Genomic DNA, 25,909 nt, shown 5'->3' on the forward strand with positions numbered 1-25,909 from the left:
GGTTCGGTATTGCTTCGTGCATCGTTTTTTTGTAGACCCGGTCAGCGCAGCGCCACCGGGCGAAAGAGTGTGCTATTTAAATAACGCGTGTACGTTGTTTTGTTTGTAATTGAGCGTCGGATGTAGCTCGGCAATCTCAAACGACAGCGCCAGATAGCGGTTCTCCATCAGGTCGGCGAAGTGGGCTTTAATCAGCCCAAACAGCATTTCGCCGACTTCCTGACGGCTCTCCAGGCTGCGCCCGGCGCCGATTTTCAGCGTCATATGCACAAACGCGTAATCATGCTTACCGTCAGCCATCTGCCAGGTATCCAGCCAGTGGGCGCGACTGCGGATACCGCCGATGGGGAAAATCCCGCTGGCGGCCAGCGCCTCGTTTACCTTGCTGAACAGGCCGGGTAAATCAGCCTGCTCGCGAATATTTTCAGTACATTCAGCAATAAAGTGCGGCATAACCCCCCCTTACGCAGGCAGCGGGAAAACAGCGTTCACCTGGCCGGTACCGGAGCTGGCGAACAGGTCGGTGATGAACTCCACCTTGCCGTCGTATTTGTCCCAACCCAGCATTCCCAGCAGCATGACCGTGTCGTGCATGTTGCCTTCGCCGTAGCAGTAGTCGGCGTACTCCGGCAACATGGTGCAAAACTCCTTGAATTTGCCCTCGCGCCACAGCTTGACCACGCGCTCGTCCATCTGATGATCAAACTCGCGGGTATAGCTGTTCATCCCCTCTTCCGCCCGTTGGTCGTCAATAAAACGGTGCGACAGAGAACCACTGGCGAATACCGCTACGGTACCGTCATATTTCTCAATCGCCTTGAGAATGGCTTCGCCCAGTCTGCGGCTGTCGGCAAAATCATGCACAGTGCAGAACGCCGAGATGGAGACCACTTTGAAGTGCTTGTCGCTGTTCATGTAGCGCATCGGTACCAGCGTGCCATACTCCAGCTTCAGGCTCGGGATGTTATGCGCTTTAGCGCGCACGCCCAGTTTGACTGCCTCGTCGGCGATCAGGTGGCCGAGCTCCGGATTACCGTCATAGTCATAGGTCATGTCGCGAATAAAGTGCGGCAATTCGTTGCTGGTATAGACGCCCTGGAAATGGTCGGCACAATTAATGTGGTAAGCGCTATTCACCAGCCAGTGGGTGTCGAATACGATAATGGTGTCAACGCCCATTTCGCGGCAACGCTTGCCAATTTCAATATGCCCATCAATGGCTGCCTGACGACAACCGTGATTTTTTCCTGGCAGTTCAGAAAGATACATCGACGGCACGTGGGTAATTTTTGCTGCTAACGCTAACTTGCCCATATCAAACTCCCCATTTTGGGATAGGATGGTCGCCCATTGAGATGCAGACGTTTTTCATTTCCGCAAACACTTCGAAGCTATATTCGCCGCCTTCGCGCCCGGTACCGGAGGCTTTCACGCCGCCGAACGGCTGGCGCAGGTCGCGGACGTTCTGGGTGTTGACGAAGACCATGCCGGCTTCAATCCCACGCGCCAGGCGCAATACTTTGCTCACGTCCTGGGTCCAGATATAAGAGGCCAGACCGTATTCGACGTCGTTCGCCAAACGTAACCCTTCCGCTTCGTCTTTGAATGGCAGCAGACAGGCAACTGGCCCAAAGATCTCTTCCTGCGCGACGCGCATACGGTTGTCGACATCGGCCAGCACGGTTGGGCGCAGGAAGTTACCGCCTTTCAGATGCGCAGGCAGGCCAGTGGGTTTTTCCGCACCGCCCGCCAGCAGCGTTGCGCCCTCTTCAATGCCGAGGCGGATATAACCGGAGACTTTTTCCCAGTGCTGTTGGCTAATCAGCGCGCCGACCTGGGTGTTCGGGTCGGTCGGATCGCCGACACGCAGGCGATTCGCGCGTTCGGCAAAGCGCTTCACGAACTCAGGGTAAATGCTCTGCTGGATAAAGATGCGCGACCCGGCGGTGCAGCGTTCGCCGTTGATCGAGAAGATGGTGAACAGCGCGGCGTCCAGCGCGCGCTCAATGTCGGCATCTTCAAAAATCAGCACCGGCGATTTGCCGCCCAGCTCCATCGAGTATTTTTTCAGGCCGGCATTTTTCATGATATTGCGACCGGTGGCGGTACCGCCGGTAAACGACACCGCACGCACGTCATGGTGGCGTACCAGCGCATCGCCCGCCGTCGCGCCGTAGCCCTGCACCACGTTCAGCACGCCTGCCGGAATTCCTGCCTCCAGCGCCAACTCGCCCAACCTGTCGGCAGTCAACGGCGACAGCTCGGACATTTTGAGCACCGCGGTGTTGCCCAGCGCCAGGCACGGCGCGACTTTCCAGGTCGCGGTCATAAACGGCACGTTCCACGGCGACACCAGCGCACAGACGCCGACGGGCTGCACCAGCGTATAATTGAGCATTTTATCGTCAACCGGATAGGTCTTGCCGTTCATCTGCTGGCACACTTCGGCGAAGAATTCGAAGTTATGCGAGGCGCGCGGGATCAGCACGTTTTTAGTCTGGTGAATAGGCAGGCCGGTGTCGGCGGTTTCCATCGCCGCGATTTCCGGTACGTTCTGGTCAATCAGGTCACCCAGACGACGCATCAGGCGCGCGCGCTCTTTCATCGGCAGATTGGCCCATTTCGGGAACGCCTCTTTGGCCGCCGCGACAGCCTGGTTCACTTCTGCTTCACCGCCGGAGGCTACTTCCGCCAGCACGTCACCGGTCGCCGGGTTAGTGGTCTGGAAGTAGTCGTTACCTGCAACGTTTTTGCCGTTAATCCAATGATTTATCTTCTTCATTTTGCACTCTCCTCACTGACGATTCGGTTAACCAGGCGACCCACGCCTTCTACTTCCACGACAACTTCATCCCCCGGCACCACATCGGACAGCCCTTTCGGCGTACCGGTGGCAATCATGTCGCCCGGTTGCAACGTCATAAATTCGCTCAGATAAGAAATCAGGAACGGGATGCTGAAGATCAGATCGGCGGTCGTCCCTTCCTGGCGCAGCTCACCGTTGACAAAGGTGCGTAACGTCAGGTTATGCGGATCAGAAACCGCCTCTTTATCCACAATCCACGGGCCTATCGGCGTCAGGCCGTCGCGGCTTTTTACCCGCAGATTCGGACGGTAGTAGTTTTCCAGATAGTCGCGGATCGCGTAGTCGTTGCAGACGGTGTAACCGGCCACATACTCCATAGCTTCGGCTTCGCTCACCTTACGCGCCGTTTTGCCAATCACCACGACCAGCTCGGCTTCGTAGTGCATATATTCGACGTTGTTCGGGCGCACCGACGTTTGGTGATGTTCGGTAAAGGTGTTTGGCGCTTTGATAAATACCAGCGGCTCTTTCGGCGGCGTAAATGCCAGCTCGCTGGCGTGATCGGCGTAGTTCAACCCCAGCGCAAATAACGTTCCCGTCGCTGACAGCGGCCACGTAAACGTCTGGTGGCGGGCGAATTCATCTTCTGCGACAACCGGATTTTCCAGAGCGGGTAAACCTTTCGCCAGAATACGCACCCGATCGCCGGGACGCAGCGCAACGCGATTCTGCGGTGTACCGAGTAAGATCGCATCGCCAGGGTTAAGCGTAGCGAACTCACTTAACGCGCTAAGCAGCTGTGCGGCGCTACGCTGTAAATCGGCAGTATTCCAGTGGTCCGCTTCTCGTCCGTTGATTTCCGTGATAATGGTGAGGTTATCCACATCACTCAGCGGTGCCATTTCACCCAGCGGGCAAAAGCCATCGCGACATTTCGCTTTAATCGCCGGGCGATAAAAGCTCTCTTCCGGCAGGCTGACCTCGTTAGCCAGCGCATACCCGGCGATATAGTCCGCCGCCGCTTCAGGGCGTATCCGGCTGGCGGTTTTCCCCACAATGAGCGCCACTGTCGCGCCGCTCAGTACCTTTTCTCCCTGCGGATAAGGAATGGGTTCGCCGTGACGAATCACCGTATTACGCGGTTTGATGAACCACACTGCGGTTTTAGGCGGCGCATTATAGGGAGGCTGAGAGAAAGCCTCTTGCCAGGCATCAAGCTGACTGCGATGGTTTAACGCAACGGCGAAAACAGTACCCTTCATACATAAACTCCTCAGGCCGATTTAACGGGCTGTGATTTCATTAATATATTAATGATTAGATTTATGCTTTCGCTGTACATTTAGCAAGCTGAAGTAAAGTATTTGTGATGTGATTAACAATATTTTCACAAATTTATTATTAAATACATATATATCAAACAGTTAAATAAAAGCCTTTGTTTCTGTTAAACTTTGGACATAAAACAGATGTCATAGCTCACATCGGTAAACACGATTATTCAGGTATTAATAATTCTGCAAAAGAGAAACGCTTATGCATGATTCATTAACCATCGCCTTGCTTCAGGCGCGCGAAGCGGCAATGACCTATTTCCGCCCCATCGTTAAAAGCCACAATCTGACCGACCAGCAATGGCGCATTGTGCGAATCCTGGCCGATAGCCCCTCTATGGATTTTCACGAGCTGGCCTTTCGTACCTGTATTTTGCGTCCAAGTCTGACCGGAATATTGACGCGCATGGAGCGAGACGGACTGGTGTTGCGACTCAAGCCGGTTAACGATCAGCGTAAGTTATATGTCATGTTGACGGAGCAGGGACAAACGTTGTACGCCCGTGCCCGAAGCCAGGTAGAAGAGGCTTATCGAAAAATTGAGGCCGATTTCACGCCCGAAAAAACACAGCAATTGATGCTGCTGCTGGACGATCTTATTGCTCTGGGGCGCCAGCATCCTGATAGCGAAGCGGAAGCATAGTATTCTTACCTTCCCACGCCGCCGACACGGGAACCCCCTCCCGCTTACAACGTTGACGGCGATCGCATTTTACTCTTCTTCTTCGACGTTCATCTGAAAAGTACCCGCCGTTGTCCTGAAAGTCTCTTCACAGTTTACGCTTCTGCCTATTCAATTAAACAACAAATAAGAAACATATTATTAACAAAACATTCCGATTAACGAGGAAGAGGCCGCAATGAAACCTGAAGATTTTCGTACTGATAACAAGCGTCCGTTAACGGGCGAAGAGTATTTAAAAAGCCTGCAGGACGGGCGGGAAATTTATATTTACGGCGAACGCGTTAAAGATGTTACGACACATCCGGCATTCCGCAATGCCGCAGCCTCTGTCGCACAACTATATGACGCATTACATAAACCGTCGATGCAAGATACCCTGTGCTGGAATACTGATACCGGCAGCGGCGGTTATACGCATAAATTTTTCCGCGTGGCGAAAAGCGCTGACGATCTGCGCCAACAGCGTGATGCTATCGCCGAGTGGTCACGCCTGAGTTACGGCTGGATGGGACGCACACCGGATTACAAAGCCGCCTTTGGTTGCGCTCTGGGCGCTAACCCAGCCTTCTACGGCCAGTTTGAGCAGAACGCCCGCAACTGGTACACCCGCATTCAGGAGACCGGCCTGTACTTTAACCATGCTATCGTCAACCCGCCCATTGACCGCCACAAACCTGCCGACGAAGTGAAAGACGTCTATATCAAGCTGGAGAAAGAGACGGACGCCGGGATTATTGTCAGCGGGGCGAAAGTCGTCGCCACTAACTCCGCCCTGACTCACTACAACATGATTGGTTTCGGCTCAGCCCAGGTGATGGGCGAAAACCCGGATTTCGCTCTGATGTTTGTCGCGCCAATGGATGCCGAAGGCGTAAAACTTATTTCGCGCGCCTCGTATGAAATGGTCGCGGGCGCGACGGGCTCGCCGTTTGATTATCCACTCTCCAGCCGCTTTGATGAAAACGATGCCATTCTGGTGATGGACAAGGTGCTGATCCCGTGGGAAAACGTATTAATTTACCGTGATTTTGATCGTTGCCGTCGCTGGACGATGGAAGGCGGTTTTGCCCGTATGTATCCACTGCAAGCCTGTGTTCGTCTGGCGGTTAAACTTGATTTCATTACCGCGCTGCTGAAAAAATCGCTCGAATGTACGGGTACCGTAGAGTTCCGGGGCGTGCAGGCCGATCTCGGCGAAGTCGTAGCCTGGCGCAATATGTTCTGGGCATTGAGCGATTCTATGTGTTCTGAAGCAACCCCGTGGGTAAACGGCGCCTGGCTACCGGACCACGCCGCGCTGCAAACCTATCGTGTGATGGCCCCAATGGCCTACGCGAAAATTAAAAATATTATTGAACGTAACGTTACCAGCGGCCTGATTTACCTGCCTTCCAGCGCCCGCGATCTGAATAATCCGCAAATCGACCAGTACCTGGCGAAATACGTACGCGGCTCTAACGGAATGGACCATGTTGAACGTATCAAAATTCTTAAATTGATGTGGGATGCCATCGGCAGCGAGTTTGGCGGTCGCCATGAGCTGTACGAGATTAACTACTCGGGCAGCCAGGATGAAATTCGTCTGCAGTGCCTGCGTCAGGCCCAGAGCTCCGGCAATATGGATAAGATGATGGCAATGGTCGATCGCTGCCTCTCCGAATACGATCAGAATGGCTGGACGGTTTCGCATTTGCACAATAACGACGACATCAATCAACTGGATAAGCTGCTGAAATAACGCGGCAGGAGGTTCTCATGCAAGTAGATGAACAACGTCTGCGTTTTCGCGATGCGATGGCAAGTCTGGCGGCAGCGGTCAACATCGTAACCACGGCGGGTCACGCCGGACGCTGCGGTATCACCGCAACAGCGGTCTGTTCCGTCACCGATACGCCGCCCTCCGTGATGGTATGTATTAATGCCAATAGCGCCATGAACCCCGTCTTTCAGGGCAACGGCAGGCTGTGCATTAATGTACTTAACCATGAGCAGGAGCTGATGGCGCGCCACTTTGCCGGTATGACGGGGATGGCGATGGAAGAGCGTTTTCACCAGCCATGTTGGCAAAACGGGCCGCTGGGCCAGCCGGTACTTAACGGCGCGCTGGCCGGTCTTGAAGGCGAGATCAGCGAGGTACAAACCATTGGCACGCATCTGGTGTATCTGGTGGCGATCAAAAATATTATTCTTAGCCAGGATGGGCATGGCCTGATTTATTTCAAACGCCGTTTTCATCCGGTCAGACTTGAGATGGAAGCGCCTGTTTAACCGTCACTCATGCCCACAAGCGGGATAACCACTGCTTGTGGGAGAAGAGTCGATACGCTGAAGATTTTTATTCCCGCCGCGATGTTTGCTCGCCATAAATCGCGGCGATTAATACAATCTAAGAGCCTATCCCACCAGGCGTTATTGGCGCAGCCAGTTTGGACACGGACAGCGCGCAAAAACCGGAGCGTACACGTAGTACGTGAGGTTTGACTCGCTACGCTCGCCCTTCGGGCCGCCGCTAGCGGCGTTCAAAACGCTAACGCGTTTTGGCGAGCACTGCCCAGGTCCAAAATGGCAAGTAAAATAGCCCTAATGGGATAGGCTCTAAATTAGCTCCCGCGATAGGTTGAATAACCATACTGACTTAATAACAGCGGCACATGATAGTGCTCATTCGTTTTGCTGATATGAAACTCGACGGGAATCTCCGGGAAAAACGTATCCAGTTTTTTACTTTCAAAATACTGGCCGGTTTTAAAAATAACGCGATAATCCCCCGGCGCGGCAGCTTTTTCGGGCCACAGTGCTTTAATACGTCCATCCTGGTCGGTATGCCCGGTGTTTAATTGCGTCCATCCGTTATCCTTTTTCTGTTCCAGTACCACCTCCACGCCGGGCGCCGGTTTGCCTGTTTGCTGATCGAGAATATGTACGCTGAGAATATTGTTGCCAGCGGCCAGCGCCATTGCCGGGGCTGCAACAAGAGATGCTATCGCGGTAGCCAGTATATATCGTTTCATGCTTCACTCCTTTACGGTATTGATGCAGGAAAATATATCTGGTGCGTCCAGGATTAACCTTACACGGACATGACAATTATGTCATCTTGTTGGAGATTTACGGATTCGCTAACAAGCCTATGGCATACTGCGTTGATGAAGATTTTATTGATTGAAGATAACCAGAAAACCATTGAGTGGGTACGTCAGGGACTCACGGAGGCAGGCTATGTGGTTGATTATGCCTGTGATGGACGAGACGGATTACACCTGGCCCTTCAGGAACATTATTCATTGATTATTCTTGATATTATGCTGCCGGGGCTTGATGGATGGCAGGTTTTACGCGCGTTACGCACTGCGCATCAGTCCCCTGTTATTTGCCTGACGGCGCGCGACTCGGTTGAGGATCGCGTCAAAGGTCTTGAGGCGGGCGCTAATGATTACCTTGTTAAGCCTTTTTCCTTCGCCGAACTGCTGGCCCGGGTGAGAGCTCAACTCAGACAGCATGTCCCGGTCTTTACCCGACTGACGATCAATGGTCTGGACATGGATGCCACAAAGCAATCGGTGTCACGAAATGGCAAACCGATTTCCCTGACCCGCAAAGAATTCCTGCTCCTCTGGTTACTGGCGTCCCGGGCAGGAGAAATTGTGCCCCGAACCGCGATCGCCAGCGAAGTTTGGGGAATTAACTTTGATAGTGAAACCAACACCGTTGATGTCGCGATTCGTCGGCTGCGCGCCAAAGTAGACGATCCATTTGAAAAGAAGCTCATTATGACCGTCCGGGGGATGGGTTATCGATTACAGGCGGAAACGTCGCAGAATGGTTAAGTTATCAATGACGCTGCGCCTGACAATTTCTTTTATCGCCATACTTATCCTCGCCTGTACCGGCATTAGCTGGACGCTCTATAACGCGCTGAGCAAAGAATTAACGTATCGGGATGATATGACGCTAATAAATCGGGCGGCGCAAATGCAGCAACTGTTACTGGATGGCGCCAGGCCGGAAAATCTGCCGCTCTACTTCAATCGGATGGTGGATACGAAGCAGGATATCTTATTGATCCATTCTGCAACAGGCCACAATGTTGCGATTAATCATAGCGGCATCCCCGACCAACGCTTTAACGAGATTCCGCTGGCTAAAAACATCACCCGCGAAACCTTATTTCGCCAGGCGGTGCAAGGCACGGAGCTGACCGCGGTACGAGTAAACGCCAGAAGCGGCGATGACCCACTGACCCTTACTATCGCCAGGCTGGCGACGGAAAGGCGGCAAATGCTGGCGCAATATCGCCGCAACAGTTTGCTGATTAGCCTTATCGCGATCCTCGTCTGTTCGGCGCTCAGTCCATTAGTCATCAGAAACGGGCTGCGGGCCATTACGTCGCTCAGCCGACTCACCGCGGCGACAGATAGCGGCACACTTCGCCAGCCGTTGGCGGAACAGGCGTTACCCGTCGAGCTCAGACCGCTTGGACAAGCGCTAAATACCATGCGCCAGAAGCTTTCCGACGATTTTGAACGCCTGAACCAATTTGCCGACGATCTGGCGCATGAGCTGCGCACGCCGGTTAATATTTTACTGGGGAAAAACCAGGTGATGCTGAGTCAGGAACGCAGCGCCGAAGAGTATCAACAAGCCCTTGTCGATAATATTGAAGAGCTGGAGGGACTGTCGCGACTGACAGAAAATATTCTCTTTCTGGCACGCGCGGAGCACCAGAATATAGCGGTAAAAAAACAGCCTGTTTCGCTCAATGCGCTGGTCGAAAATATGCTGGATTATCTTAGCCCCCTTGCCGAAGAGAAGCGCATCTGTTTTATAAATCAATGTCAGGGAACGGTATGGGCTGACGAAATATTATTACAAAGAGTGCTCTCAAACCTGCTGACGAATGCCATCCGTTATTCTGATGAAAACGCCGTGATACGTATTGAAAGCGCTTATGATGATAACGTTGCAGAAATTCGGGTCGCTAATCCGGGCAGCCACCCCGCCGATGCGGATAAGCTTTTCCGGCGTTTTTGGCGAGGAGATAATGCCCGCCACACTGCCGGTTTCGGCCTGGGGTTATCGTTAGTTAACGCGATTGCTCTATTACACGGTGGTTCGGCATCTTACCGCTATGCCGATGAACATAATATCTTTTCGGTTCGTCTGCCCGATAGCGGTGATAGCTAAGGTCAGTACAGGTTCTGTTTCCCTTCCCTGCCACAGAGCTGTGGTTATCAATACAACCTCAATAAAAAGAAAATAAAGGATGCCGGCAAAGAATATTGCTGGCTCGATCACTTTCTCGGTTTCCAATCCAGGGTCAATTCATCCCATAACGCGTTATTCAGTGGGAACCTTTATGAAAAAGTATCTTGCATTCGCCGTTACGCTGCTGGGTATGGGTAAAGCCATCGCCTGTACTACCCTTTTGGTAGGCAATCAGGCTTCGGCTGACGGCTCCTTCATTATCGCGCGCAACGAAGATGGCTCGGCAAATAACGCCAAGCATAAGGTTATTCATCCCGTCGCGTTTCATCAACAAGGCGAGTATAAAGCACATCGGAACAATTTTAGCTGGCCGCTTCCGGAGACAGCGATGCGCTATACGGCAATTCATGACTTTGATACTAACGATAACGCCATGGGTGAAGCCGGTTTCAATTCGGCGGGCGTCGGAATGAGCGCAACGGAAACCATTTATAACGGCAGAGCGGCGCTGGCTGCCGATCCTTACGTGACAAAAACGGGAATCACGGAAGACGCCATTGAGTCCGTGATCCTGCCAGTGGCGCAATCGGCGCGTCAGGGCGCCAAATTACTGGGAGACATTATTGAACAAAAAGGCGCGGGCGAAGGTTTCGGCGTCGCGTTTATTGATAGCAAAGAGATATGGTATCTGGAGACGGGAAGCGGTCATCAATGGCTGGCAGTACGACTTCCGGCAGATAGCTATTTCGTTTCCGCCAATCAGGGACGTTTACGCCATTACGATCCGAATGATAACGCGAATTATATGGCGTCACCAACGTTAGTAAGCTTTGCGAAAAAGCAGGGATTATATGATCCGGCCCGCGGCGAATTCGACTTTCATCAAGCCTATTCGCAGGATAACAAAAACGATACCACCTATAATTATCCGCGCGTCTGGACGCTACAACATCAGTTTAATCCGCATCTGGATACGGTCGTTAGCGAAGGGGAAACATTTCCTGTTTTTTTAACGCCAATAACGAAAATTAGCGTAGCGGCAGTAAAAAACGCGTTACGCAATCACTATCAGGGAACGTCGCACGACCCTTATGCCAGTCATAACCCACAAGAACCATGGCGACCCATATCCGTTTTTCGTACCCAGGAGTCACATATTTTACAGGTCAGACCGAAATTACCGCAGGCTATCGGCAATGTAGAATACATCGCCTATGGAATGCCATCTCTTAGCGTCTATCTCCCCTATTATCAGGGAATGCGTCATTATCAACCCGGAGATGATAAAGGAACCGATCGGGCGAGCAACGACTCTACCTACTGGACATTCCGCACGCTGCAAACGCTGGTTATGCAGGACTACAATGCGTTTGCGCCAGATGTGCAACACGCCTGGAAAACATTTGAACAGCAAACAGCTAAGCAGCAGTATAAGATGGAACAGAGCTATCTGAGATTATATGCGTCGCATCCGAAAGAAGCGCAACGCTTACTGCAAAATTTTGAAGATAAAACGATGCAAAATGCGCAGACGCTCGCCCGTCGCCTGACCAATAATATTATTACGACAATGACTTACCGCACAGATATGAAATATCACTTTTCAAGTACGCAACCATAAATTCAATGACAATCTATTAGCCACTCATACACAATAAGATAAAGCGGCACCAGAATTAGCCAGATATAAAAGACAATAATTATTATGGATTCATAGAGAGGATAGTTTATGACACTCCAGGCAAATATCAGCAGAGAGACAAAAGCGGCAAAAAACCAGGAGGTATATAAGCACGTTGTTCTTTTCAAAATGGCCGCCTCCTCTCGCATAAAACGATAACTACAACTTATGTCCCGTGTTACATAACTTTTCCCGACAGGCCTCTTTTACCCATGCTGAAAAATTCCGCGTCTTTTCAGATTTCAACGCGAATTCTATCTGTTCAAGCATGGAATAGGAAAAACGAATATTCTTCGTCACGGTCTTACTTGTCCGGGGCTTTGCTGGCATACACACACCTGTATAACATTTGATGTAACGCCGTTACTTTACGCAGGAGTAAATCGGTGAATTTGATCTGAGTCAAGAAGGTAGGTTTTCAATAAAAGTTGTGCCATAAATTGTGAAGTTTGTAGATTTTATGAACATTTGATGTACCGATCTCCCCCCATGATCGCCACTACGTATGGACGTCAGGATGCCTCCCCGCCTGATCAGAAGCGTTTCCTCATTAAAAAGGACATTTTTTTAAAGTTCCTGGTGCATAAAAGTCACATCCTTTTAAAGGGTTGTTAACCCTGTTGAATGTTCCCACTCCCCTATTCAGGAATATTAAAAACGCTATGCAAATACAGAGCTTCTATCACTCAGCTTCACTAAAAACCCAGGAGGCTTTTAAAAGCCTACAAAAAACCTTATACAACGGAATGCAGATTCTCTCAGGCCAGGGCAAAGCGCCGGCTAAAGCGCCCGACGTTCGCCCGGAAATTATTGTCCTGCGAGAACCCGGCGCGACATGGGGGAATTATCTACAGCATCAGAAGACGTCTAACCACTCGCTGCATAACCTCTATAACTTACAGCGCGATCTTCTTACCGTCGCGGCAACCGTTCTGGGTAAACAAGACCCGGTTCTAACGTCAATGGCAAACCAAATGGAGTTAGCCAAAGTTAAAGCGGACCGGCCAGCAACAAAACAAGAAGAAGCCGCGGCAAAAGCATTGAAGAAAAATCTTATCGAACTTATTGCAGCACGCACTCAGCAGCAGGATGGCTTACCTGCAAAAGAAGCTCATCGCTTTGCGGCAGTAGCGTTTAGAGATGCTCAGGTCAAGCAGCTTAATAACCAGCCCTGGCAAACCATAAAAAATACACTCACGCATAACGGGCATCACTATACCAACACGCAGCTCCCTGCCGCAGAGATGAAAATCGGCGCAAAAGATATCTTTCCCAGTGCTTATCAGGGAAAGGGCGTATGCAGTTGGGATACCAGGAATATTCATCACGCCAATAATTTGTGGATGTCCACGGTGAGTGTACATGAGGACGGTAAAGATAAAACGCTTTTTTGCGGGATACGTCATGGCGTGCTTTCCCCCTATCATGAAAAAGATCCGCTTCTGCGTCAGGTCGGCGCTGAAAACAAAGCCAAAGAAGTATTAACTGCGGCACTTTTTAGTAAACCTGAGTTGCTTAACAGAGCCTTAGCGGGCGAAGCGGTAAGCCTGAAACTGGTATCCGTCGGGTTACTCACCGCGTCGAATATTTTCGGCAAAGAGGGAACGATGGTCGAGGATCAAATGCGCGCATGGCAATCGTTGACCCAGCCGGGAAAAATGATTCATTTAAAAATCCGCAATAAAGATGGCGATCTACAGACGGTAAAAATAAAACCGGACGTCGCCGCATTTAATGTGGGTGTTAATGAGCTAGCGCTCAAGCTCGGCTTTGGCCTTAAAGCATCGGATAGATATAATGCCGAAGCGCTACATCAGTTATTAGGCAATGATTTACGCCCTGAAGCCAGACCAGGTGGCTGGGTTGGCGAATGGCTGGCGCAATACCCGGATAATTATGAGGTCGTCAATACATTAGCGCGCCAGATTAAGGATATCTGGAAAAATAACCAACATCATAAAGATGGCGGCGAACCCTATAAACTCGCACAACGCCTTGCCATGTTAGCCTATGAAATTGACGCGGTGCCCGCCTGGAATTGTAAAAGCGGCAAAGATCGTACAGGGATGATGGATTCAGAAATCAAGCGAGAGCACATTTCTTTACATCAGACCCATATGTTAAGTGCGCCTGGTAGTCTTCCAGATAGCGGTGGACAGAAAATTTTCCAAAAAGTATTACTGAATAGCGGTAACCTGGAGATTCAGAAACAAAATACGGGCGGGGCGGGAAACAAAGTAATGAAAAATTTATCGCCAGAGGTGCTCAATCTTTCCTATCAAAAACGAGTTGGGGATGAAAATATTTGGCAGTCAGTAAAAGGTATTTCTTCATTAATCACATCTTGAGTCTTGAGGTAACTATATGGAAAGTCTATTAAATCGTTTATATGACGCGTTAGGCCTGGATGCGCCAGAAGATGAGCCACTGCTTATCATTGATGATGGGATACAGGTTTATTTTAATGAATCCGATCATACACTGGAAATGTGCTGTCCCTTTATGCCACTGCCTGACGACATCCTGACTTTGCAGCATTTTTTACGTCTTAACTACACCAGCGCCGTCACTATCGGCGCTGACGCAGACAATACTGCTTTAGTGGCGCTTTATCGCTTGCCGCAAACCAGTACCGAAGAAGAGGCGCTCACTGGTTTTGAATTATTCATTTCAAACGTGAAGCAATTGAAAGAGCATTATGCATAATTTAATACGTCAACATACTTTCTTAATGAGATAAAACGCGATACGTATGCCCTTTACAAGAGACAAAACCAGAATCTTTGGTGGAGATGTAAGGGGCAAACGTTCCTCTTTCTCATTTTGCTCTGTTTGCGGGAGCATTTTTAGTGTGTAAGTATTCCTGCTCATCAGGTTTTTACGCCATCTACGCACATTTATTCTGCTATAAGTTGAAATGCTGCAAAAAATATTGGTACTTATTATTTTTTCTTTAAGTAAATTTTCGCTCAACAAACTTAATTGTTTATTCAATGATGATGAAGCGTAAGCTATGCTGGAAATGAAGGAAGTCAATAGCAAGGATAATCTTATTATTCACGGGTGATATTACTTCTGCTTCACCGTTATGGCAGATATCATCGCCTCTTGTCAGATGCCAGACACCTACTCATACTCAACCAAAGCTCTAAATACAAAAATCACCTTATATCTTTTTTTATTATTCCTTGTATAAATGTGACTTGACTCACACCTATAAGGAATCGGCTCACTTCCATAAGAAGGAATCAAAATGCCAATAACTAACGCGTCCCCAGAAAATATATTAAGATATTTGCATGCGGCCGGTACCGGTACGAAAGAAGCAATGAAAAGTGCAACTTCACCACGCGGTATACTGGAGTGGCTTGTCAATTTTTTTACCTGTGGTGGAGTAAGAAGAAGCAATGAAAGATGCTTTCGGGAGGTAATTGGAAAACTGACCACATCATTATTATATGTAAATAAAGATGCTTTCCTTGATGGTAATAAAATATTTCTGGAGGACGTCAACGGGTGTACTATATGTCTGTCATGTGGAGCAGCATCCGAAAATACGGATCCCATGGTCATTATTGAAGTGAACAAAAATGGAAAAACTGTAACGGATAACGTTGATAGTGAGAGATTTTGGAATGTATGTCGAATGTTAAAGCTGATGAGTAAACATAATATACAACAGCCTGATTCACTTATAACCGAGGATGGTTTTCTGAACCTGCGCGGAGTAAACCTGGCTCATAAAGATTTCCAGGGGGAAGATTTGTCAAAAATAGATGCTTCTAATGCAGATTTCCGTGAAACAACTCTTTCTAATGTAAATTTAGTCGGTGCAAATTTGTGTTGTGCAAATCTACACGCTGTAAATCTAATGGGTTCAAACATGACTAAAGCAAACCTGACTCACGCAGACCTGACTTGCGCTAACATGTCCGGTGTAAACTTAACCGCTGCAATTCTATTCGGCTCAGACTTAACTGACACCAAACTAAATGGTGCAAAATTAGATAAGATAGCTCTAACTTTAGCGAAAGCATTAACAGGAGCCGATCTGACAGGTAGTCAACATACCCCTACTCCACTCCCGGATTACAATGATAAAACGCTTTTCCCCCATCCGATATTTTAGTCGAGATAAAGGGATTTTATAAACAAGAAGTATTCAAGCAGAAGCCCCCCTTGTTTTATTAAACAAACCCCACCCCTAAGTTTCATTATAAATAACATTTTCAGCGTATTACTTGTTGGTTTTGTCTGAATCATAGCGTTATCTGTATGTGGCACATTAACTAAAAACACTATTATTGTTTAATTTAAATAATTCATAATTGTAGTCAGGGAATAAGAAATTATGCTTCCGGTCACCTACAGATTAATACCTCAAAGCGGAGTATCCACATATGGATTAAATACCGCAGATACACCTGTTTTCCCCGATATTCCCGAACATGTACCAAACCCCTCACGGCTACGCCTTGCTCATGACAGCCTTGCCATAAACAGTGAATTCCGTCTGGAGCCAGAGTGTGTGGTGAAGTACCTTATCTCAGGCGCGGGTGGAATAGACCCTGATACAGAAATTGATGACGACACTTATGACGAATGCTACGATGAACTATCCTCCGTACTTCAAAATGCGTATACCCAAAGCGAAACATTCCGCAGACTGATGAATTACGCATATGAAAAAGAACTACATGATGTGGAGCAGCGCTGGCTACTGGGGGCAGGCGAAGCCTTTGAAACTACCGTGGCTCAGGAACACTTCAAACTTTCAGAAGGCAGGAAAGTTATTTGTCTCAATCTGGACGATTCTGATGATTCATATACCGAACATTATGAAAGTAACGAAGGAAGACAACTTTTTGACACAAAACGTTCATTTATTCATGAAGTTGTACATGCACTGACCCATCTTCAGGATAAAGAAGAAAATCATCCAAGAGGCCCTGTTGTCGAATATACCAACATTATTCTGAAAGAGATGGGGCATCCTTCACCTCCCAGAATGGTCTACATCTTCAATAAATAGACACATCAGGAAACGAAAAGAAACTAAAAACCCACGTAGTCCGTTTTTTCGGGAAATGTTCTGGCAGTATTTTCTAACTATATTCTAAGCGCCCAAAAAACAAAGGGGCTACCTTTCGGTAACCCCTTGTTTAATCTGGCGGAAGCGCAGAGATTCGAACTCTGGAACCCTTTCGGGTCGCCGGTTTTCAAGACCGGTGCCTTCAACCGCTCGGCCACACTTCCGGAATGAGGCGCACTATAAACATCCCGGTGCGTCATGTAAAGACCGAATGTGTTCGTTTGCGTGAAAAACAGGCAAATTTTCGTTAATTGCCTGAAATAGCGGCACATTGACCATTTCTTCAACACAAAAACTGGCTGAATACGTGTTGATCGTCCCCGCTGTTTTACCGCTGTGATTATCAATTTTTTATCGGTAACGCGTGGTTGAAGCTGCCGCCTGTTTTATGGCGTAGCGCCAGGCATGAGAAGACCGTTTTAACGATGGTAATCACCTGAAATCTCTTAAGGAAACTAAACGTAAACGAATGCGTAAAGATGGGTAAAACCACTGGGTGACAGTGACTGTTTTTATTATTCTCCTTTATTAATTACATCTGTCATAAGAGAGTGACTAATGGATCGTATCATTACATCATCGCGTGATCGTAGCTCGCTACTGAGTACGCACAAAGTACTGCGCAACACCTATTTTCTGTTGAGCCTGACGCTGGCTTTCTCCGCAATTACCGCGACAGCCAGTACGGTACTGATGCTGCCCTCCCCCGGCCTGATTCTGACGCTGGTCGGTATGTATGGGCTGATGTTCCTGACCTATAAAACCGCCAATAAGCCGGTCGGTATCCTGTCTGCTTTTGCGTTTACCGGCTTCCTCGGCTATATCCTGGGCCCGATTCTTAACGCCTATCTGTCAGCAGGCATGGGCGATGTCATTGGCCTGGCGCTGGGTGGTACCGCGTTAGTATTTTTCTGCTGCTCCGCTTACGTTCTGACCACCCGTAAGGATATGTCTTTCCTGGGCGGTATGTTAATGGCCGGGATCGTCGTCGTGCTGATTGGTATGGTGGCGAATATTTTCCTGCAACTACCTGCATTGCACCTGGCGATTAGCGCGGTGTTTATCCTGATTTCCTCGGGCGCTATCCTGTATGAAACCAGTAACATCATTCACGGCGGTGAAACCAACTATATTCGTGCGACCGTCAGCCTGTACGTTTCGCTGTACAACATCTTTGTCAGCCTGCTCAGCATTCTGGGCTTCGCCAGCCGCGACTAATCGACATTCCCCTCTTCCAGCCCTGCTTATGCAGGGCTTTATTTTTTGCTACACTGCCGTCCGTGTTGATTACGCAGTGAAACGTTATGTTGATCTTTGAAGGTAAAGAAATCAGTACTGATAGCGAAGGCTATCTGAAAGAGACGACGCAGTGGAGTGAAGCGCTGGCAGTCGCTATCGCCGCCAATGAAGGCATTGAGCTCTCTGCGGAACACTGGGAAGTCGTGCGCTTCGTGCGCGAATTTTACCTGGAGTTTAATACCTCTCCCGCCATCCGAATGCTGGTAAAAGCGATGGCGAATAAGTTCGGCGAAGAAAAAGGCAACAGCCGCTATCTATATCGTCTGTTCCCGAAAGGCCCGGCAAAGCAAGCGACCAAAATCGCCGGTCTGCCCAAGCCGGTAAAATGTATTTAATACCGAATACTAAAGCCTGTTAGCGTCTCGCGAGGGCTGTGCGGTTCAGTAAGGATTTTGTCCACACGAGCAGAGCGCGGCCCGCCCTCTTTCAGCCACTTGATGAGTTTTTCCACCTGCACCGCGTCGCCACAGGCCACCACTTCTACGCTTCCGTCATCCATATTCTTCGCATAGCCGGTTAACCCCAGCCGCTGCGCCTCATGCTGCGTGGTATAGCGAAACCCGACTCCCTGAACTCGACCATAAACCCAGGCGATAATGCAGACGTTCGACATGATGGTTCTCCTTTCATAATCAGTGGTGGAGGCTCATACAGGACATACTTAACGTACCTGACTGGGCAGACACCCATAATGTTGGCGGAATCTGGCCGTAAATCTCGACCCCGACAGGTAACCGCACCGTAGCGCTATTTCGCCGATCGGCAGCGTCGTCGATTGCAGTTGAGAAAGCGCGCAGGACATGCGCACCTCTTCAACAATTTGTCGATAACTCTGCGATTCGCGCTGCAAACGCCGACGCAGCGTCGATGTTCCCATAGCAAGACGGCGGGCTATCTCCTGGGCTGTCCATAGCTTAGCAGGCGAGAGCATAATCAGTTGCCGCACCTGCTCCGTGAGGGTGTAACGCCGTTCAATAAGCAGCGGTCCTGCCGCGCCATCATGCAAAAGCGCTAACAGTAACCCCATCGCCTGATGTTCCTGTAGCCCAACGGGTAAACCCTGGCGCACAGCATCCAACACGTTCTCCCACATAAATGTCAGGCTACGGCTCATCGGCGTACACAGCGATGTCAGGTTTGCCGGTGGATAATCCTGAACGTACATCGTTTTAAAGCGAGCAATAATCTCCGGTGAAAGTAACAACAGGTCGGAGCGAAAACCGTTCTGCGCAGGCTGATTAATAATCTCCAGCGGCGTGTTCGCCGGAATAATAATCAACTCGCCCGACCCGGCGACAAGGCGGCTATCATCCTGAATGATGACTTTACTGCCCTGCGTAATATGGCAGATAGCGGCGGAAAAAAGCGTAACACGATGCAAACGGTGCAGATGACTGGAACGCACCTCTGCCGTCGTAAGATCCTGATGTCGAATATGCATCTCCTGCACCGTGCCGTCCTCTGTTTTATCTTCCGTATGTGGCCGTGAATTGTGCTTTCGCAATCACATGCGCGTTCAGCATAAACCCTACCAACGCGCCACTCGACTCACTGTCGAGCGGCAGTGTTGCCGTATTCAGCGCCCACACAGTAAACTGATAGCGATGAGGCTTATCGCCCGGCGGCGGACAGGCGCCGCCAAAGCCAGCATAACCGAAATCATTCCGTCCCTGCACCACTCCAGCGGGTAACGTTTTTTTATCAGCCCCCGTCGGCAGGTCGTGAATCTGCGCAGGAATATTCACCATCGTCCAGTGCCACCAGCCGCTTCCGGTGGGCGCATCAGGATCGAAGACGGTAATAGCGTAGCTTTTGGTTCCGGCAGGCGAATTGCGCCAGCTCAGCTGCGGCGAAATATTTTCTCCGCTACAACCAAATCCTTTAAAGACGTGCTGTTGCGTTAAACGAAAATCCGCCGGAATATCCGCGCTACTGAGGCTAAACGCCGACGCGGCAGATACGCTGCCACTTAATGCCATCATTGCGGCTGCGGTCAAAGAGAAGACTGTTTTCATTGTATTTCCTTCTTCATATAAAGAAATAACACTATAAAAAGCGCCCGCTGAAGAAACTGTGCCTTTACGATTCTATTTTGTGCAGAAACGCTCACCACCATACGCTGGTGATTGCCCCTCTTATCTGTGCTACCCTACGCGCCATTTCGTTTTCACGGTCCCTGGCTGGAGCTATTATCCGGCTCGCGTCACTGTTTGTGAGAGGTTACTCCGCATGACTGAATCTACATTTCCGCAATATCCCCGTTTAGTCCTCAGCAAAGGGCGAGAAAAATCTTTACTCCGCCGCCACCCATGGGTCTTTTCCGGCGCCGTCTCCCGCCTGGAAGGCAAAGCCAACCTCGGTGAAACTATCGATATCGTCGACCATCAGGGAAAGTGGTTAGCACGCGGCGCCTGGTCGCCAGCATCCCAGATCCGCGCGCGCGTCTGGACATTTGATAAAGCAGAATCCATTGATATTACGTTTTTCACCCGCCGCCTGCGCCAGGCGCAGCAGTGGCGCGACTGGCTGGCAAAAAAAGACGGCCTGGATAGCTATCGTCTGATCGCCGGTGAGTCCGATGGCCTGCCTGGCGTCACTATCGATCGTTTTGGTCATTTTTTGGTGCTGCAACTGCTCAGCGCCGGGGCCGAATATCAACGTGCCGCATTAATTAGCGCTCTGCAAACATGCTATCCGGATTGCGCTATTTACGATCGCAGCGACGTCGCCGTGCGGAAAAAAGAAGGGATGGCGCTGACGCAAGGTCCGGTCACTGGCGAACTGCCGCCTGCGCTTCTGCCAATTGAAGAACACGGTATGAAATTACTGGTCGATATCCAGGGCGGCCACAAAACCGGTTATTATCTTGATCAGCGCGACAGTCGTCTGGCGACGCGCCGCTACGTGGAAAATCAGCGGGTACTGAACTGCTTCTCTTATACCGGCGGTTTTGCCGTGTCGGCATTAATGGGCGGTTGTCGCCAGGTTGTCAGCGTGGATACCTCACAGGATGCGCTGGATATCGCCAGGCAAAACGTTGAACTGAACCAACTGGACTTGAGCAAAGCCGAATTCGTGCGCGATGACGTGTTTAAGTTGCTGCGCGCTTACCGTGAACACGGCGAAAAATTCGACGTCATCATCATGGACCCGCCCAAATTCGTCGAAAATAAAAGCCAGTTAATGGGGGCCTGCCGGGGCTATAAAGACATTAACATGTTAGCGATTCAACTGCTCAATCCGGGCGGCATACTGCTGACATTCTCTTGCTCCGGACTGATGACCAGCGATTTATTTCAGAAAATCATTGCCGATGCCGCAATAGATGCCGGTCGTGATGTACAATTTATAGAGCAGTTCCGTCAGGCCGCCGATCACCCGGTGATCGCCACCTACCCGGAAGGGCTGTATCTGAAAGGGTTTGCCTGTCGCGTCATGTAACTTGAAAAGTGGAATAGTATCCTCATATAAAGGGTATCTATTTCCCGGGAGGTGACTATGATAGCCAGCAAATTCGGTATCGGCCAACAGGTCCGCCATTCCCTGTTAGGTTACCTCGGAGTGGTCGTCGATATCGACCCGGAATATTCGCTTGATGAACCGTCGCCTGATGAACTGGCGGTTAACGACGAACTTCGCGCCGCTCCGTGGTACCACGTGGTAATGGAAGATGATGATGGTCAGCCAGTGCATACTTATCTGGCCGAGGCCCAGTTGCGAAGCGAAATGCGGGACGAGCATCCAGAACAGCCATCGATGGATGAACTGGCGCGTACCATTCGCAAGCAGCTTCAGGCGCCGCGACTACGTAACTGATTGTATGTAAAAGGCCGGAGAGCGATATCCGGCCATTTAAACTTTTATTTCGCCAGCCCCAGGCGAGGGATCTCAATCGCCGGGCAGCGATCCATCACCACGGTCATGCCTGCATCCCGCGCCAGTACCGCCGCCTGTTCGTTGATCACGCCAAGCTGTAGCCACAGCGTTTTTGCGCCGATGGCGATAGCTTCCTGCGCGACGCCCCATGCAGCTTCAGAGTTGCGAAAAACATCCACCATATCGACTTTTTCGGGAATATCCGCCAGCGTGGCATACCCCTGTTGCCCCAGCAATGTCTTACCCGCGACTTTTGGCGCAACCGGAATCACATGGTAGCCCTGTTCAAGCAGGTATTTCATTACCCGATAACTTGGACGATCGGGTTTATCGCTCGCACCTACCAGCGCGATAGTGCGAGTGGACGTCAAAACATCAGCAATATCGGTCTCTTTCATCATCTTTCTCCTGGCTGTTTTGCAAAGTGTACGACAAACCTGACATAGCAACCATTCATCCCATACCGATGTATGAGAGCAAAACGCCAAAATATGTCTATATGTTAGTAAACATGATCTAAGAAAAATTTCGATACATTATTAGCCAGACGGCCTTTGGACAGGAGAACCTTATGAAAACCGGCGCGCTAACCACCTTCCTTGCTCTCTGTTTGCCGGTGACTGTTTTTGCCACAACGCTCCGTTTGTCTAATGAGGTTGATCTGCTGGTGCTGGACGGCAAAAAGGTGTCCAGCTCTTTATTACGCGGCGCAGAGAGCATCGAACTGGAAAACGGGCCGCATCAACTCGTTTTCCGGGTGGAAAAAACCATCCGCCTGTCCGGTAATGAAGAGCGGCTTTATATTTCTCCGCCGCTGGTGATAAGTTTCGATACCCAGTTGATAAGTCAGGTCAATTTCCAGCTCCCGCGGCTGGAAAACGAGCGCGAAGCCTCGCATTTTAACGCGGCGCCGCGTCTGGCGCTTTTGGACGGCGACGCCATGCCCATTCCGGTAAAACTCGATATTCTGGCCATTACTTCTACGGCTAAAGTGGTCGATTATGAAATAGAGACCGAGCGTTATAATAAATCGGCGAAACGCGCCTCGCTTCCTCAGTTCGCCACGATGATGGCAGACGACAGCACATTACTTTCCGACGTCTCAGAGCTTGATACCGTACCGCCGCAATCACAAACTCTGACAGAACAACGGCTGAAATATTGGTTCCGACTGGCCGACCCGCAGACACGCCATCATTTTCTGCAATGGGCGGAAAAACAGCCGCCCTCTTGATATGAGTTGTCCCAGCGCGCAATTTTTTTGTCTTTCTCTTGCAGCATCAAGCGCTTCCAGTAATCTGTAGACAGGTTAACTACGGAATCGAATTATGGAACTGACGACTCGCACCTTGCCGACGCGCAAACATATCGCGTTGGTTGCTCACGACCACTGCAAACAGATGTTAATGAACTGGGTGGAACGCCATCAGCCGTTGCTGGAAAAACACGTTCTTTATGCAACCGGCACCACGGGGAATCTGATCCAGCGCGCAACCGGTATGGACGTTAATGCGATGCTGAGCGGCCCGATGGGCGGCGACCAGCAGGTTGGCGCGCTCATTTCAGAAGGGAAAATCGACGTATTGATATTCTTCTGGGACCCGCTTAACGCGGTACCGCACGACCCCGATGTCAAAGCGCTACTGCGTCTGGCCACCGTATGGAATATCCCTGTCGCCACTAACGTCTCAACGGCGGACTTTATCATCCAGTCCCCGCATTTTAATGACGCTGTAGATATTCTTATTCCGGATTATGCGCGTTATCTGGCCGAGCGCCTGAAATAACCGCTACGCGGGCGGGATGCTGTACCGCCCGCGCTTTAGGGCTTCCTCGCCACTGGCACATCCAGCTGTTTAAGCGCCTCCACAAAGCGCGAGGGATTATCTTTATTGAAAAGCAGCCAGACCCGCGCACGCGCGCGCGTCAACGCCACATATAACAAACGCCGCTCTTCAGCGTCCGGAAAATCCTCAACCTGAGGAAGAAGCGCACTTTCCATAATGGATTCTCGCGCCGGGGCGGGGAAACCGTCGTTACCCTCTTGCAATCCGACAAGAATCACGTAATCGGCCTGTTGGCCTTTGCTGGCATGGATAGTCATGAAGTCTATCTGTAACTTCGGCCAGCGAGTCGCCGCTTTTTGTAGACTCGCGGGTTTCAGATGGTGATAGCGCGCCAGCACCAGGATACGTTCATCTTCCTTCGCATAGCCGGATAATTTATCCAGTAACGCGTCCAACTGGCTTTCATCCAATAATGTCACCGCTTTTTTATCGCCTGGGGTCAGACTATTTAACGGTTTTTTAAGTTGGTGCGGATTCTGCTGTACAAAGCGATTGGCAATATCGCCAATCCGACTGTTAAAGCGGTACGTGGTGTCCAGGTGGCAATGCTCGCCCTCGCCGAACGTCTGATGAAACGCCGTCGTTAAGGAGAGCTGCGCCCCGCTAAAACGGTAAATCGCCTGCCAGTCATCGCCAACGGCAAACAGCGTAGTCTGGCTATTCTGCTTGCGCAGCGCCTCTAACAGCGCCGCCCGTTGCGGGGAAATATCCTGAAATTCATCGACCAGAATATGCTTCCACGGGCTGATAAAACGCCCTTTTTCGAGGATCACCATTGCCTGATGGATCAGCCCGGAGAAATCAACGGCATTTTCCGCTTTCAACGCGCTTTTCCAGGCCTTTAGCAGCGGCGACATCAGCTTAATGCGTTTGCCAAACAGCTCGCGGCACTCCTCTGGCGCGCCAGCGATCATTTCTGCCTGCGCGCCGCCGTGCATACGCATCAAACTGACCCAACGATCCAGGCGAGGGGCCAGACGCCGCTGTAATGTCTCATCGTCCCAGAAATTACCTTCCGGCACTACCCACTGCATCTCCTCTTCCAGCCACTGACGCCAGCCTTTGGCCTGCGCTTTTTTCTCGCTACATTGCTGACGCCAGGTGTGCAGAAATAGCTGATGCCGCGCGGTGGCGTCACTTTCCAGCTTACTGATAACCGGCGCTTTTTTACTGCCTTGCTGAATAATATACAGCGCCAGCGAATGGAACGTACGGGCAGTAATCTCTTCCGTATGTAAGCGCTCGCGGATACGCTCATCCATCTCCTCTGCCGCCTTGCGACCAAACGCCAGTAAAAGAATTTGCCCCGCATCTGCTTGTCCGCGCGCCAACAGCCAACCCGCGCGCGCCACCAGCACCGAGGTCTTACCGCTTCCCGCGCCCGCCAGTACCAGTAACGATGATTCGCCGTTAACCACCGCCCTGGCCTGGGAAGGATTAAGCGGAGAAGATTCTATCTGCGTAAAAAAGTCGGCATGCGCTTCCAGCATGGCATCAGCATACGCCTGATTATGCTGCTGCCGACTTCCCTCGCTATCCTGTAACCAGGCCAGACACTTACGCCATATCTCGCGACAGTGAGCAAACTCCTCCAGACGTGAGACCGGCAGCGGCAAAGCGGCAAACGTCTGGCGAATTTCGTGTTCCAGCCCCCGAACGCGTTCACGGGTAAGCCATTGGTTTTCGCCCGTTCGCTCACTAATACGCGCCCATTGCTCTTGTAATGCCTGCGCGGCGACATCACTCATCTCCTGGCTCCAGCGACGCCAGTGCGCGTCCAGATAGCGATGGAATTGCTGGGTTTCCGACCACTCGGTACCGTGCAAACGCACGACTTTATCCTCCGGGAGGACAAACTCCAGCTCGCCCCATACCAGCCCACGCTTACAGTGAATCGCCAATAACTGATTGAATGGAATAAGATATTCATGCCTGTCGCCAGACACTTTCACCCCAGCGTTGAGGATCTCGGCACGATCATACGGGTGTTGCGCCAGACGTTTTCCAAGAGAAGTAGCTTTCAGTTCCATGACTCAGCGAATCCAGACGTAAAGATGTGCTTATCAGTGTAACCGCCAGAGAAA

The 25,909-nt window shown here is 50.5% G+C and carries 29 protein-coding genes and 1 tRNA gene; 17 read left to right on the plus strand and 13 right to left on the minus strand.

All coding sequences use genetic code 11. The annotated features are described in order from the left end of the window. Nucleotides 1–72: 72 nt before the first annotated feature. From EOS98_RS14095 to hpaG, 4 genes are read right to left on the minus strand one after another with little or no spacing between them, the layout of a single operon-like run. A complete protein-coding gene (locus EOS98_RS14095; RefSeq protein ID WP_001119849.1) occupies nt 73–453 on the minus strand; it encodes a 5-carboxymethyl-2-hydroxymuconate Delta-isomerase in 381 nt (126 codons plus the stop codon). A 9-nt stretch (nt 454–462) separates the two neighbouring features. Beyond that, nucleotides 463–1,314 carry a 3,4-dihydroxyphenylacetate 2,3-dioxygenase gene (gene hpaD, locus EOS98_RS14100; RefSeq protein ID WP_000516978.1) on the minus strand — a complete coding sequence of 284 codons (852 nt, stop codon included), beginning with the start codon at nt 1,312–1,314 and terminating at the stop codon, nt 463–465. 1 nt (nt 1,315) lies between these two features. Continuing rightward, a complete protein-coding gene (gene hpaE, locus EOS98_RS14105; RefSeq protein ID WP_126524147.1) occupies nt 1,316–2,782 on the minus strand; it encodes a 5-carboxymethyl-2-hydroxymuconate semialdehyde dehydrogenase in 1,467 nt (488 codons plus the stop codon). Next, nucleotides 2,779–4,068: a 4-hydroxyphenylacetate degradation bifunctional isomerase/decarboxylase gene (gene hpaG, locus EOS98_RS14110; protein ID WP_000679210.1), complete on the minus strand. Its 1,290-nt coding sequence runs from the start codon at nt 4,066–4,068 to the stop codon at nt 2,779–2,781. The genes hpaE and hpaG overlap by 4 nt, the downstream gene beginning before the upstream one ends. Before the next feature lie 274 nt (nt 4,069–4,342). Between hpaG and hpaR the strand changes: the two genes are divergently transcribed. The 3 genes from hpaR to EOS98_RS14125 all read left to right on the plus strand — a co-directional run bounded on the left by hpaR (nt 4,343) and on the right by EOS98_RS14125 (nt 7,093). Then, complete coding sequence (hpaR, locus tag EOS98_RS14115) at nt 4,343–4,783, plus strand: homoprotocatechuate degradation operon regulator HpaR (RefSeq protein ID WP_000543922.1); 441 nt, start codon at nt 4,343–4,345, stop codon at nt 4,781–4,783. A gap of 217 nt (nt 4,784–5,000) precedes the next feature. Next, complete coding sequence (gene hpaB, locus EOS98_RS14120; RefSeq protein ID WP_000801496.1) at nt 5,001–6,563, plus strand: 4-hydroxyphenylacetate 3-monooxygenase, oxygenase component; 1,563 nt, start codon at nt 5,001–5,003, stop codon at nt 6,561–6,563. A 17-nt stretch (nt 6,564–6,580) separates the two neighbouring features. Next, nucleotides 6,581–7,093, plus strand: a complete 513-nt coding sequence (locus EOS98_RS14125; RefSeq protein WP_001195556.1) for a 4-hydroxyphenylacetate 3-monooxygenase reductase subunit — start codon at nt 6,581–6,583, stop codon at nt 7,091–7,093. A 332-nt stretch (nt 7,094–7,425) separates the two neighbouring features. On the opposite strand, the gene hiuH is transcribed toward EOS98_RS14125, so the two are convergent. Continuing rightward, a complete protein-coding gene (gene hiuH / locus EOS98_RS14135) occupies nt 7,426–7,836 on the minus strand; it encodes a hydroxyisourate hydrolase (protein ID WP_000833182.1) in 411 nt (136 codons plus the stop codon). Nucleotides 7,837–7,971: 135 nt separating this feature from the next. On the opposite strand from hiuH, the gene hprR reads away from it, so the two are divergent. From hprR to EOS98_RS14155, 4 genes are all read left to right on the plus strand, one after another. Beyond that, the gene (hprR, locus tag EOS98_RS14140) at nt 7,972–8,652 is read left to right on the plus strand and encodes a response regulator transcription factor HprR (RefSeq protein ID WP_000698207.1); all 681 of its coding nucleotides are present in this window, start codon (nt 7,972–7,974) and stop codon (nt 8,650–8,652) included. Beyond that, the gene (locus EOS98_RS14145; protein WP_000240026.1) at nt 8,645–10,009 is read left to right on the plus strand and encodes a heavy metal sensor histidine kinase; all 1,365 of its coding nucleotides are present in this window, start codon (nt 8,645–8,647) and stop codon (nt 10,007–10,009) included. Before hprR ends, EOS98_RS14145 begins: the two co-directional genes overlap by 8 nt. 172 nt (nt 10,010–10,181) lie before the next feature. Then, a complete protein-coding gene (locus EOS98_RS14150; protein WP_076932706.1) occupies nt 10,182–11,651 on the plus strand; it encodes a C69 family dipeptidase in 1,470 nt (489 codons plus the stop codon). Between the two features lie 108 nt (nt 11,652–11,759). Then, a complete protein-coding gene (locus EOS98_RS14155) occupies nt 11,760–11,870 on the plus strand; it encodes a hypothetical protein (protein WP_020898651.1) in 111 nt (36 codons plus the stop codon). Here the strand turns inward: EOS98_RS14155 and EOS98_RS14160 are convergent, their stop codons facing one another. Continuing rightward, nucleotides 11,871–12,041 (minus strand): YlcI/YnfO family protein, encoded by a 171-nt coding sequence (locus tag EOS98_RS14160; RefSeq protein WP_001111006.1) that lies wholly within the window; start codon nt 12,039–12,041, stop codon nt 11,871–11,873. A gap of 332 nt (nt 12,042–12,373) precedes the next feature. Between EOS98_RS14160 and sopB the strand changes: the two genes are divergently transcribed. Both sopB and sigE read left to right on the plus strand, forming a co-directional pair. Further along, nucleotides 12,374–14,059, plus strand: coding sequence for an SPI-1 type III secretion system effector inositol phosphate phosphatase SopB (gene sopB, locus EOS98_RS14165; protein ID WP_126524432.1), 1,686 nt, complete (start codon nt 12,374–12,376; stop codon nt 14,057–14,059). 16 nt (nt 14,060–14,075) lie between these two features. Then, the gene (gene sigE, locus EOS98_RS14170) at nt 14,076–14,417 is read left to right on the plus strand and encodes a type III secretion system chaperone SigE (protein WP_000444724.1); all 342 of its coding nucleotides are present in this window, start codon (nt 14,076–14,078) and stop codon (nt 14,415–14,417) included. 9 nt (nt 14,418–14,426) lie between these two features. Here the strand turns inward: sigE and EOS98_RS14175 are convergent, their stop codons facing one another. Continuing rightward, nucleotides 14,427–14,747 (minus strand): hypothetical protein, encoded by a 321-nt coding sequence (locus tag EOS98_RS14175; protein ID WP_079943331.1) that lies wholly within the window; start codon nt 14,745–14,747, stop codon nt 14,427–14,429. Nucleotides 14,748–14,964: 217 nt separating this feature from the next. On the opposite strand from EOS98_RS14175, the gene pipB reads away from it, so the two are divergent. Both pipB and pipA read left to right on the plus strand, forming a co-directional pair. Next, nucleotides 14,965–15,840 (plus strand): SPI-2 type III secretion system effector PipB, encoded by an 876-nt coding sequence (gene pipB, locus EOS98_RS14180; protein WP_126524148.1) that lies wholly within the window; start codon nt 14,965–14,967, stop codon nt 15,838–15,840. Nucleotides 15,841–16,062: 222 nt separating this feature from the next. Continuing rightward, nucleotides 16,063–16,743 carry a type III secretion system effector protease PipA gene (pipA, locus tag EOS98_RS14185; RefSeq protein ID WP_126524149.1) on the plus strand — a complete coding sequence of 227 codons (681 nt, stop codon included), beginning with the start codon at nt 16,063–16,065 and terminating at the stop codon, nt 16,741–16,743. Nucleotides 16,744–16,879: 136 nt separating this feature from the next. Here pipA and EOS98_RS14190 read toward each other — a convergent pair. Continuing rightward, a tRNA-Ser gene (locus EOS98_RS14190) sits at nt 16,880–16,967 on the minus strand. Nucleotides 16,968–17,361: 394 nt separating this feature from the next. On the opposite strand from EOS98_RS14190, the gene yccA reads away from it, so the two are divergent. Beyond that, nucleotides 17,362–18,021, plus strand: a complete 660-nt coding sequence (gene yccA, locus EOS98_RS14195; protein WP_000374046.1) for an FtsH protease modulator YccA — start codon at nt 17,362–17,364, stop codon at nt 18,019–18,021. An 86-nt stretch (nt 18,022–18,107) separates the two neighbouring features. Further along, nucleotides 18,108–18,437, plus strand: a complete 330-nt coding sequence (gene tusE, locus EOS98_RS14200) for a sulfurtransferase TusE (RefSeq protein ID WP_000904446.1) — start codon at nt 18,108–18,110, stop codon at nt 18,435–18,437. Here tusE and yccX read toward each other — a convergent pair. Genes yccX through EOS98_RS14215 form a run of 3 tightly spaced genes read right to left on the minus strand, consistent with a single transcriptional unit; the run spans nt 18,434 to nt 20,117 of the window. Continuing rightward, nucleotides 18,434–18,715 carry an acylphosphatase gene (gene yccX, locus EOS98_RS14205; RefSeq protein ID WP_126524150.1) on the minus strand — a complete coding sequence of 94 codons (282 nt, stop codon included), beginning with the start codon at nt 18,713–18,715 and terminating at the stop codon, nt 18,434–18,436. The two genes, tusE and yccX, sit on opposite strands and share 4 nt — an antisense overlap. A gap of 48 nt (nt 18,716–18,763) precedes the next feature. After that, nucleotides 18,764–19,543, minus strand: coding sequence for an AraC family transcriptional regulator (locus EOS98_RS14210; RefSeq protein WP_023215819.1), 780 nt, complete (start codon nt 19,541–19,543; stop codon nt 18,764–18,766). A gap of 25 nt (nt 19,544–19,568) precedes the next feature. Continuing rightward, on the minus strand, nt 19,569–20,117 hold the full coding sequence (locus EOS98_RS14215) for a YbhB/YbcL family Raf kinase inhibitor-like protein (RefSeq protein ID WP_024158869.1): 549 nt from the start codon (nt 20,115–20,117) through the stop codon (nt 19,569–19,571). A 214-nt stretch (nt 20,118–20,331) separates the two neighbouring features. Here EOS98_RS14215 and rlmI point away from each other — a divergent pair, with 214 nt between their 5' ends. Both rlmI and hspQ read left to right on the plus strand, forming a co-directional pair. Beyond that, entirely contained in the window at nt 20,332–21,543 is a 1,212-nt protein-coding gene (gene rlmI, locus EOS98_RS14220; RefSeq protein ID WP_126524151.1) for a 23S rRNA (cytosine(1962)-C(5))-methyltransferase RlmI, read from the plus strand. Between the two features lie 57 nt (nt 21,544–21,600). Then, on the plus strand, nt 21,601–21,918 hold the full coding sequence (gene hspQ, locus EOS98_RS14225; RefSeq protein WP_000561983.1) for a heat shock protein HspQ: 318 nt from the start codon (nt 21,601–21,603) through the stop codon (nt 21,916–21,918). A 44-nt stretch (nt 21,919–21,962) separates the two neighbouring features. Here the strand turns inward: hspQ and EOS98_RS14230 are convergent, their stop codons facing one another. Further along, nucleotides 21,963–22,376 carry a CoA-binding protein gene (locus EOS98_RS14230; protein WP_001537782.1) on the minus strand — a complete coding sequence of 138 codons (414 nt, stop codon included), beginning with the start codon at nt 22,374–22,376 and terminating at the stop codon, nt 21,963–21,965. Nucleotides 22,377–22,549: 173 nt separating this feature from the next. Between EOS98_RS14230 and EOS98_RS14235 the strand changes: the two genes are divergently transcribed. Together EOS98_RS14235 and mgsA are read left to right on the plus strand one after the other, a co-directional pair. Further along, nucleotides 22,550–23,212 (plus strand): DUF2057 family protein, encoded by a 663-nt coding sequence (locus EOS98_RS14235; RefSeq protein WP_000847736.1) that lies wholly within the window; start codon nt 22,550–22,552, stop codon nt 23,210–23,212. A 94-nt stretch (nt 23,213–23,306) separates the two neighbouring features. Beyond that, on the plus strand, nt 23,307–23,765 hold the full coding sequence (mgsA, locus tag EOS98_RS14240; protein WP_000424187.1) for a methylglyoxal synthase: 459 nt from the start codon (nt 23,307–23,309) through the stop codon (nt 23,763–23,765). Nucleotides 23,766–23,800: 35 nt separating this feature from the next. Here mgsA and helD read toward each other — a convergent pair whose 3' ends face one another. Further along, the gene (helD, locus tag EOS98_RS14245) at nt 23,801–25,855 is read right to left on the minus strand and encodes a DNA helicase IV (protein ID WP_126524152.1); all 2,055 of its coding nucleotides are present in this window, start codon (nt 25,853–25,855) and stop codon (nt 23,801–23,803) included. Nucleotides 25,856–25,909 lie beyond the last annotated feature (54 nt).

This window comes from Salmonella sp. SSDFZ69 (assembly GCF_004010755.1).
Lineage (GTDB): Bacteria > Pseudomonadota > Gammaproteobacteria > Enterobacterales > Enterobacteriaceae > Salmonella > Salmonella enterica.

What these genes read in the sequence shown, in the direction of transcription:
- hpaE (WP_126524147.1), bottom strand. Translation starts at nt 2,782, where the DNA reads ATGAAGAAGATAAATCATTGGATTAACGGCAAAAACGTTGCAGGTAAC.
- pipA (WP_126524149.1), top strand. Translation starts at nt 16,063, where the DNA reads ATGCTTCCGGTCACCTACAGATTAATACCTCAAAGCGGAGTATCCACA.
- hpaG (WP_000679210.1), bottom strand. Translation starts at nt 4,068, where the DNA reads ATGAAGGGTACTGTTTTCGCCGTTGCGTTAAACCATCGCAGTCAGCTT.
- sopB (WP_126524432.1), top strand. Translation starts at nt 12,374, where the DNA reads ATGCAAATACAGAGCTTCTATCACTCAGCTTCACTAAAAACCCAGGAG.
- mgsA (WP_000424187.1), top strand. Translation starts at nt 23,307, where the DNA reads ATGGAACTGACGACTCGCACCTTGCCGACGCGCAAACATATCGCGTTG.
- yccA (WP_000374046.1), top strand. Translation starts at nt 17,362, where the DNA reads ATGGATCGTATCATTACATCATCGCGTGATCGTAGCTCGCTACTGAGT.
- rlmI (WP_126524151.1), top strand. Translation starts at nt 20,332, where the DNA reads ATGACTGAATCTACATTTCCGCAATATCCCCGTTTAGTCCTCAGCAAA.
- EOS98_RS14235 (WP_000847736.1), top strand. Translation starts at nt 22,550, where the DNA reads ATGAAAACCGGCGCGCTAACCACCTTCCTTGCTCTCTGTTTGCCGGTG.
- yccX (WP_126524150.1), bottom strand. Translation starts at nt 18,715, where the DNA reads ATGTCGAACGTCTGCATTATCGCCTGGGTTTATGGTCGAGTTCAGGGA.
- EOS98_RS14160 (WP_001111006.1), bottom strand. Translation starts at nt 12,041, where the DNA reads ATGCCAGCAAAGCCCCGGACAAGTAAGACCGTGACGAAGAATATTCGT.
- pipB (WP_126524148.1), top strand. Translation starts at nt 14,965, where the DNA reads ATGCCAATAACTAACGCGTCCCCAGAAAATATATTAAGATATTTGCAT.
- EOS98_RS14125 (WP_001195556.1), top strand. Translation starts at nt 6,581, where the DNA reads ATGCAAGTAGATGAACAACGTCTGCGTTTTCGCGATGCGATGGCAAGT.
- sigE (WP_000444724.1), top strand. Translation starts at nt 14,076, where the DNA reads ATGGAAAGTCTATTAAATCGTTTATATGACGCGTTAGGCCTGGATGCG.
- hpaD (WP_000516978.1), bottom strand. Translation starts at nt 1,314, where the DNA reads ATGGGCAAGTTAGCGTTAGCAGCAAAAATTACCCACGTGCCGTCGATG.
- helD (WP_126524152.1), bottom strand. Translation starts at nt 25,855, where the DNA reads ATGGAACTGAAAGCTACTTCTCTTGGAAAACGTCTGGCGCAACACCCG.
- EOS98_RS14095 (WP_001119849.1), bottom strand. Translation starts at nt 453, where the DNA reads ATGCCGCACTTTATTGCTGAATGTACTGAAAATATTCGCGAGCAGGCT.
- tusE (WP_000904446.1), top strand. Translation starts at nt 18,108, where the DNA reads ATGTTGATCTTTGAAGGTAAAGAAATCAGTACTGATAGCGAAGGCTAT.
- hpaB (WP_000801496.1), top strand. Translation starts at nt 5,001, where the DNA reads ATGAAACCTGAAGATTTTCGTACTGATAACAAGCGTCCGTTAACGGGC.
- EOS98_RS14155 (WP_020898651.1), top strand. Translation starts at nt 11,760, where the DNA reads ATGACACTCCAGGCAAATATCAGCAGAGAGACAAAAGCGGCAAAAAAC.
- EOS98_RS14230 (WP_001537782.1), bottom strand. Translation starts at nt 22,376, where the DNA reads ATGAAAGAGACCGATATTGCTGATGTTTTGACGTCCACTCGCACTATC.
- hpaR (WP_000543922.1), top strand. Translation starts at nt 4,343, where the DNA reads ATGCATGATTCATTAACCATCGCCTTGCTTCAGGCGCGCGAAGCGGCA.
- hprR (WP_000698207.1), top strand. Translation starts at nt 7,972, where the DNA reads ATGAAGATTTTATTGATTGAAGATAACCAGAAAACCATTGAGTGGGTA.
- EOS98_RS14210 (WP_023215819.1), bottom strand. Translation starts at nt 19,543, where the DNA reads ATGCATATTCGACATCAGGATCTTACGACGGCAGAGGTGCGTTCCAGT.
- EOS98_RS14145 (WP_000240026.1), top strand. Translation starts at nt 8,645, where the DNA reads ATGGTTAAGTTATCAATGACGCTGCGCCTGACAATTTCTTTTATCGCC.
- hspQ (WP_000561983.1), top strand. Translation starts at nt 21,601, where the DNA reads ATGATAGCCAGCAAATTCGGTATCGGCCAACAGGTCCGCCATTCCCTG.
- hiuH (WP_000833182.1), bottom strand. Translation starts at nt 7,836, where the DNA reads ATGAAACGATATATACTGGCTACCGCGATAGCATCTCTTGTTGCAGCC.
- EOS98_RS14150 (WP_076932706.1), top strand. Translation starts at nt 10,182, where the DNA reads ATGAAAAAGTATCTTGCATTCGCCGTTACGCTGCTGGGTATGGGTAAA.
- EOS98_RS14215 (WP_024158869.1), bottom strand. Translation starts at nt 20,117, where the DNA reads ATGAAAACAGTCTTCTCTTTGACCGCAGCCGCAATGATGGCATTAAGT.